This window comes from Serratia sp. LACPHL-BACT-2024-00286 (assembly GCF_043109535.1).
GTDB lineage: Bacteria > Pseudomonadota > Gammaproteobacteria > Enterobacterales > Enterobacteriaceae > Serratia > Serratia sarumanii.
In genome coordinates, this window is record NZ_JBICNA010000018.1 from 1 (window position 1) to 5526 (window position 5526).

The 5526-nt window shown below is 52.8% G+C and carries 5 protein-coding genes, 4 tRNA genes and 1 other RNA gene; 2 read left to right on the plus strand and 8 right to left on the minus strand.

From position 1 onward, the window contains the following. The 6 genes from ACF8MC_RS25575 to ACF8MC_RS25600 form a co-directional block, all read right to left on the minus strand. Positions 1-347 (minus strand): GTP-binding protein (locus tag ACF8MC_RS25575; RefSeq protein WP_040232596.1); only part of this gene is annotated, 347 nt, incomplete at its 3' end. Positions 348-456: 109 nt separating this feature from the next. Continuing rightward, a tRNA-Thr gene (locus ACF8MC_RS25580) sits at positions 457-532 on the minus strand. Positions 533-538: 6 nt separating this feature from the next. Next, a tRNA-Gly gene (locus tag ACF8MC_RS25585) sits at positions 539-613 on the minus strand. A gap of 36 nt (positions 614-649) precedes the next feature. After that, positions 650-765: non-coding RNA, RtT sRNA (locus tag ACF8MC_RS25590), on the minus strand. Positions 766-811: 46 nt separating this feature from the next. Then, positions 812-896: transfer RNA gene (locus tag ACF8MC_RS25595), tRNA-Tyr, on the minus strand. A gap of 25 nt (positions 897-921) precedes the next feature. Further along, a tRNA-Thr gene (locus ACF8MC_RS25600) sits at positions 922-997 on the minus strand. 396 nt (positions 998-1393) lie between these two features. Here ACF8MC_RS25600 and ACF8MC_RS25605 point away from each other — a divergent pair. Together ACF8MC_RS25605 and coaA are read left to right on the plus strand one after the other, a co-directional pair. Then, on the plus strand, positions 1394-1942 hold the full coding sequence (locus tag ACF8MC_RS25605; protein ID WP_033650029.1) for a GNAT family N-acetyltransferase: 549 nt from the start codon (positions 1394-1396) through the stop codon (positions 1940-1942). 219 nt (positions 1943-2161) lie between these two features. Beyond that, positions 2162-3112, plus strand: coding sequence for a type I pantothenate kinase (gene coaA, locus ACF8MC_RS25610; RefSeq protein ID WP_033636718.1), 951 nt, complete (start codon positions 2162-2164; stop codon positions 3110-3112). A gap of 47 nt (positions 3113-3159) precedes the next feature. Here coaA and birA read toward each other — a convergent pair whose 3' ends face one another. Next, the gene (gene birA / locus ACF8MC_RS25615; RefSeq protein ID WP_033636716.1) at positions 3160-4122 is read right to left on the minus strand and encodes a bifunctional biotin--[acetyl-CoA-carboxylase] ligase/biotin operon repressor BirA; all 963 of its coding nucleotides are present in this window, start codon (positions 4120-4122) and stop codon (positions 3160-3162) included. Next, positions 4119-5156: a UDP-N-acetylmuramate dehydrogenase gene (murB, locus tag ACF8MC_RS25620; RefSeq protein WP_039569855.1), complete on the minus strand. Its 1038-nt coding sequence runs from the start codon at positions 5154-5156 to the stop codon at positions 4119-4121. The genes birA and murB overlap by 4 nt, the downstream gene beginning before the upstream one ends. Positions 5157-5526 lie beyond the last annotated feature (370 nt).

Below are 5526 nucleotides of genomic sequence, written 5' to 3' on the forward strand. Positions count from 1 at the left end.
GTCTGAGGCATTGGGCCATCAGTCGCAGCAACTACCAGGATCGCGCCGTCCATCTGCGCAGCACCGGTGATCATGTTTTTCACGTAGTCGGCGTGCCCTGGGCAGTCAACGTGCGCGTAGTGACGAGTCGGGGTGTCATACTCAACGTGAGAGGTGTTGATGGTGATACCACGAGCTTTTTCTTCTGGCGCGTTATCGATCTGGTCGAAAGCACGTGCAGAACCGCCGTAGGTTTTAGCCAGTACGGTAGTGATCGCTGCAGTCAGGGTAGTTTTACCGTGGTCAACGTGGCCGATAGTACCGACGTTAACGTGCGGTTTTGTACGTTCAAACTTTTCTTTAGACATCGATTGTCCCTCTAAGACACGGATAAATCGGTGGTATCACCACATCAACCAAGCATTTGCTCGTTGAATCCAGAACAGAAAGAAAATCAGGGGGCGAGAAATTAAGAAGTGGTGCTGATAGGCAGATTCGAACTGCCGACCTCACCCTTACCAAGGGTGCGCTCTACCAACTGAGCTATATCAGCACATCTTGGAGCGGGCAGTGGGAATCGAACCCACATCATCAGCTTGGAAGGCTGAGGTAATAGCCATTATACGATGCCCGCATCCTGGAACTCGGCTACCTGATTTTTCTGTAGAATTTTGGGATGGAGCAGGATTGTTCATCACTCGGCTCGCATCCTTCGGGCCGGCTGCGCCTTGCGCTGCACAGCTCGAACCTTGCCGAAGGCTTTCGCCCTCTCCTCCCGCTATCAACCGTTGCGGCATTTATCGCATTTCAGTTAATCGCCGAAGGCAAGATTTGGTGGTGGGGGAAGGATTCGAACCTTCGAAGTCTGTGACGGCAGATTTACAGTCTGCTCCCTTTGGCCGCTCGGGAACCCCACCAGATTTTAACTACTTGTGACTTGAATGGTGCCGGCTACCGGAATCGAACTGGTGACCTACTGATTACAAGTCAGTTGCTCTACCTACTGAGCTAAGCCGGCATCAAGTGCAGCGCATTCTAGGTAGAGCGGGCGACCTATGCAACAAAAAAATTGCTTTACGCGCACTTTCGCTCACAAATCAGTCAATTTTGCATACTGTCATGCAATTCGCAGCCTGCGGCGTGCAAACATTCATCACTCGCGGCAATCATTCTCTACAATTTTATCCACTTTTTGCAAGCCTTGAGCGCCGCTTTCTCCGTGTCGGCCTTCTCAAAACACTTAACCCGCAACGGTAAACTGTGAGCGGGATCGATGCACCAAAAAGGGGATACCTGCCCCGGACCGAGGCGTGAGCTACACTGATCCCTCACCCTTTTGCCGTCGTCATGCCTTTCGCCGCTGTGGCTCAGTTATTGCTTCTCTTCATTACCCCCATATCTGGAGGAATGACTCATGAAAATAGTGCCTATCAACGCCGCTACGCTGCCGATTTACCGGGATGAATTGGCCCGCCTGTTGACCGATGCCGTCACGCACGGCGCTTCTGTCGGTTACGACACCTTAATCCCTCACGAAGACGCCGAGAGCTACTTCCACAGTCTGCGACCGGCCCTGGCTAAAGGTGAACTGCTGCTGTGGATTGCCCGCGACGAGCGCGGCGTCGTTGGCACCGTGCAACTCGAACTCTGTCAGAAGCCGAACGGCCGTAATCGTGCGGAGGTGGTGAAGCTGTTGGTGCATAGCCGCGCTCGTCGCAACGGCGTAGGTCAGGCGCTGATGAAGACGCTGGAGCACGTAGCGCTGCAGCAGCAACGCGGGCTATTGTACCTGGATACGCAGGCCGGTTCGGCAGCAGAAGCGCTTTATCGCAGCCTGGGTTATCGCTGTTTGGGCGAGCTGCCGGATTATGCGGCGGGGCCCGATGGGCATTACCATCCGACCGTTATTTATTACAAACGCCTGTTCACCGTGAACCAACCTTCGCGCGCCATCGCCAGTTAACCTTCAGGCGGTATCCGGCCCCGATGATGCCGCCTTGCAACCCCGCTTTATCAACTGCGCGCCGCTTCGCACAATTGACATAAACTGCTGCCTATCGACAACTTTTGCGAAAAAAGTCTACGCCAAAAACGAAGCTGTCTATAATATGCAGCTTGTTTATTCTCTGGAGTTGGCGTCCGGCGCCTTTCCCAACCTGCGTTAACAGGCAGAATTTGGCTTATGATAAAAAGAGATCAATCTTTAGCAACGCCTTACCTACAGTTCGATCGTACCCAATGGGCGGCGTTGCGAGATTCGGTGCCGCTGACGTTGTCGGAAGAAGAGATCGTTAAACTGAAAGGGATTAACGAAGATCTCTCGTTGGAAGAAGTTGCGCAGATTTATCTGCCGCTGTCACGGCTGTTGAACTTCTATATCAGTTCCAACCTGCGCCGACAGGCGGTGCTGGAGCAATTCCTCGGCACCGACGGGCAAAAGATTCCCTATGTCATCGGCATCGCCGGCAGCGTAGCCGTTGGTAAGAGCACGACCGCTCGTCTGCTGCAAGCGTTGCTGAGCCGCTGGCCTGAACATCGCAGCGTGGAGCTGATCACGACCGACGGCTTCTTGCATCCTAATAAGGTGCTGAACGAGCGCGGTCTGATGAAGAAAAAAGGCTTCCCGCAGTCTTACGATATGCATAGCCTGGTGAAATTCGTGTCGGAAGTGAAATCCGGCGCCAAACGCGTCACCGCTCCGGTTTATTCTCATTTGATCTATGACGTTGTGCCCGAAGGTAATAAAGTCATCGAGCAACCGGATATTTTGATCCTGGAAGGGCTTAACGTATTGCAAAGCGGCATGGATTATCCTCACGATCCGCATCGCGTATTCGTTTCCGATTTTGTCGACTTCTCTATATATGTCGATGCTCCGGAGACGCTATTGCAAAGCTGGTATATCAATCGCTTCCTGAAATTCCGTCAAGGCGCATTTTCCAATCCCGATTCTTATTTCCATCACTATTCAAAATTGCCGGAACCGGAAGCGATTAATATCGCCACGCAATTATGGAATGAAATTAACGGGTTGAATTTGCAGCAGAATATATTGCCTACACGCGAACGCGCCAGCCTGATCATGACCAAAAGCGCTAACCACGCCGTTGAAAGCGTGCGTTTAAGAAAGTAAGTCTACCGATCGATTCAGGGGACGTTGCCGTCCCCTGCTTTCTCTAACTATTCTGCGCTGCGCAGCGATATCTCTCCACCGATGAAGGGCTTGATCTCCCCGTCTTGTTCCAGCAGCAGCGCGCCCTGCGAATCGATTCCTCGGGCGATACCCACAATCTGCCGCTCGCCGATAAGCAGCTTGACCGGCCTGTCGATAAAGTTATCTAGGGTACGCCAGCGACCGATAAAGGGCGCCAGTCCGTCTATCTCAAACTGTTTCAGCGACTGACGCAGTTCATTAAGCAGGGTTGCAGCCAGCTCATTGCGATCGATCTGAATTCCCGCTTCCTGTAGGTTAATCCATCCTTGAGTAATGGCGCTGGCATTGGTATCACGCATCGCCAGGTTGATGCCGGCACCGATGACCAGTTGAGCCGCATCGCCGGTTTTCCCCGTCAGTTCGACCAGGATCCCCGCCAATTTACGATCGTTCAGGTAGAGATCGTTAGGCCACTTCACGCGCACATCGGCCGCACCGAGACGCTGCAGAACTTCCGCCATCACCATCCCGATCACCAGGCTAAGCCCCATGGCCGCAGCCGGCCCCTGCTCCAGTCGCCAGAACATCGACAGGTATAAATTAGCGCCGAATGGCGAGATCCACTGCCGCCCGCGGCGCCCTCGCCCTGCCTGCTGGTATTCAGCGACACAGGCGTCACCAGAGTGCAATTCGGCAATGCGGTCCAGCAAGTATTGGTTGGTGGAATCGACCACCGGCAACACGCTTACACGCTTGTCTTCCAGCAGGCTGAGGATGCGCTCGGCTTCCAACAGCTGGATGGCGCCAGGCAGGCTGTAGCCTTTGCCGGGCACGGTAAAGACATCCAGCCCCCATTCGCGAATGGTCTGAATATGCTTATTGATCGCCGCACGGCTCATGCCCAGTGACTCACCCAGGTGTTCCCCGGAATGAAATTCACCGTCGGCCAGCAGCGCGATCAGTTTTAACGGAACCTTGGTATCTTTCATGACAGCACCGCCACGGCATTCAGCTCACCGGTCGCGCCAATAAAACGCACCTCAGGCTCCAGCCAGACGCCAAATTTATCGGCCACTGTCTTGCGTACGTGGCGCGCCAGCGCCACCACATCTTGGCTGTGGGCGTTGTCGATGTTCACCAGCACCAACGCCTGCTGACGGTGTACCGCAGCGCCGCCGATACGATATCCTTTCAGTTCGCATTGATCGATAAGCCATCCGGCGGCCAGCTTCACCTGGCCATCCTGCTGTGGATAGTGCGGCATGCCGGGATATTTGGCGATGAGTTCTGCGGCTTTCTCTGCGTTCACCAGCGGATTCTTGAAGAAGCTGCCGGCATTACCGGTTTCACGCGGATCGGGCAGCTTGCTGCGGCGCATGGCGCATACGGATTCAAATACCTGAAGCGGCGTCACCGTGGCGGGATCCAGCCTGGCCAGATCGCCGTAGCTCAATTTGGGTTGCCATTGTTTGTTGAGACGCAGGCCCAGCCCGACAATGACATGCCCGGTTTGGAAACGGTGTTTGAAAATGCTTTCCCGGTAACCGAAACCACACTCGGCAGCCGGAATGCGATCGATAGCACCGGTAGAGAAGTCCAGCAGATCGACATACTCGCAGACGTCTTTCAATTCGACGCCGTAGGCGCCGATGTTCTGGATAGGGGCGGAGCCGGCCAATCCAGGAATCAACGCCAGGTTTTCCAGGCCGCAGATCCCGGCCTGCAGCGTATATTGCACCAGGTCATGCCAGTTTTCACCGGAGCTGACGTGGAGATACCAGGCATCGTTATCTTCCCGAACATCGATACCTTTCAACTGATTGACCATTACCGTGCCAGAAAAATCCTCCAGGAACAGCACGTTGCTACCTTCACCGAGAATCAGCAGCGGCTCCTGACGCTTGCGCGTTTGTTGCCACACTTTGAGCATCAGCTCAATTCTATCGGCCATGATCAGGTGCGCTGCGTTGACCGGGAGCGCAAACGTATTGTGGTTTTTTAAAGACGCGCTTTCAGTAGACATAACGTTCAGTACCCATAAAGAAATAATCTTTCGCCTAGTCTACTCGATTCGAGGCGTCTGGCTAATATTTGTTTTAATTAACGTGAAATTTATCGCCTAATACACTGGAGAATTAAGAATTATCCTTGATATAACCGGATAATTCTCATCAACATCTTCATAAATAGATATTTTTATTATTTAAATAATAATCTGGAGCTATCAATTATATATTTAGCTAGCTTTTTCTCTGACAAAAAACATTATGCTTCCTTATGAAAATAAGCAGCATATGCCAATAGAGGTATTTCTATAAGCAATAAATACAGCCAGGGAATTTATTTTCCCCATAGCAAAAAGCCCTGAACGTCAGTTCAGGGCTTTCGGCTTG

Coding starts and splice junctions, on each gene's coding strand:
- ACF8MC_RS25605 (WP_033650029.1), top strand. CDS start 1,394: ATGAAAATAGTGCCTATCAACGCCGCTACGCTGCCGATTTACCGGGAT.
- coaA (WP_033636718.1), top strand. CDS start 2,162: ATGATAAAAAGAGATCAATCTTTAGCAACGCCTTACCTACAGTTCGAT.
- birA (WP_033636716.1), bottom strand. CDS start 4,122: ATGAAAGATACCAAGGTTCCGTTAAAACTGATCGCGCTGCTGGCCGAC.
- murB (WP_039569855.1), bottom strand. CDS start 5,156: ATGTCTACTGAAAGCGCGTCTTTAAAAAACCACAATACGTTTGCGCTC.